Here is a 1,184-nt window from a genome sequence, read left to right on the forward strand (position 1 = left end):
GCTTATAACCAACCCATCGAAACAGTCGATGATTGGTGAGAGATATACCTTGCCAGCCGGGATATGGAATTCAGTGATATCGGTCAGCCATTTCTCGTTTGGGCCTGCGGCCTGGAAATCGCGATTAATAAGGTTCTCGGGTGCCGGACTGATTTCTCCGAGATAAGAGCGATATCGCCGCCGCTTTGGCGTGGTAACGATCAGGTTCTCCTGTTTCATCAAGCGCTGCACAACTTTCTCTGAGATTATAACGGATTGTTTGGCCAATGAAGCCTGTAGCCTGCGGTAGCCATAGCATCGACGGTTCGCTTCGAAGATTTCGGCGATGCTTTGACGAATAGTGAGATACTTGTCGCTCATCCTCATACGGGCTCGATGGTAAAAATATGAACTGCGCGCCAGTCGCAACTGAGCAAGCAGATCGCAGAGTTGATAAAGATCTTTTAGGGCGTCAACCAACAGCGTTTTCTCTCGATTACTCAGGAGTTGCAGATCGACGCCCAGGTCTTTTTTTAGAATTTCATTCGCTTTCTTCAAAAGGTCATGCTCAAGCTGCAGTTTCTGTATATCGTGCTGCAGTGTTGCGAGCTGTCGCTCCAATTCTTTTCGCTCTGGCACAGGCGGTGAGTTATTCTTGCGCTTCATGATTGCGGGAGCCTCCGGACCAAGTAACTGGTTTTTCCAGTTATACAGTGTCGGTCTGCATACGCCGAGCTTTTCGGCCAACGCCTGCGCGCTTTCTTGCCGATTATAAAGCCCCACGACGCCAATCTTCTTCAATGTCTCCGGATATCGTGGAGGAGCAGCCCTACCAACTGTAGATTTTTGAGCTTCCGGGAACGCCTCCCGAACCCAAGCGGTCAACATTGCACGACCGGGATAGCCCAAAGCACGCATCGTTGCAGAAGCACAACGACCATGCGTGCGGTAATGCTCAACAGCCGCTTCATTTTGAGCCTGTGTGAACTTCGGCGCTCGGGGCGTAAACCCTAAACGCAGATTGAGCCGACACTCGTATTCTCGACACCAACCCTTCAAAGCATTCTTGCTTGGATAACCCAATTGGCGAATAGTCGCCTTCGAACGCTTGCCCAGCTTGATATAAAGCGCAACAGCGCGCATCCGGTCTTCGTAGGAATACATGAACTACCTCCCTGATAGTCCAAGTTTTCCTCCGCACCCCC

1 protein-coding gene is annotated in these 1,184 nt (G+C 50.8%); it reads right to left on the reverse strand.

Annotated elements, in window-relative coordinates; translation table 11 throughout:
• The coding region (locus QBD00_RS23585; RefSeq protein WP_318580709.1) for an IS3 family transposase at positions 1-1,143 on the reverse strand (1,143 nt) is incomplete at its 3' end.
• Positions 1,144-1,184: the final 41 nt, after the last annotated feature.

It is taken from the genome of Ochrobactrum sp. AN78, assembly GCF_029909885.1.
Classification (GTDB): domain Bacteria; phylum Pseudomonadota; class Alphaproteobacteria; order Rhizobiales; family Rhizobiaceae; genus Brucella; species Brucella quorumnocens.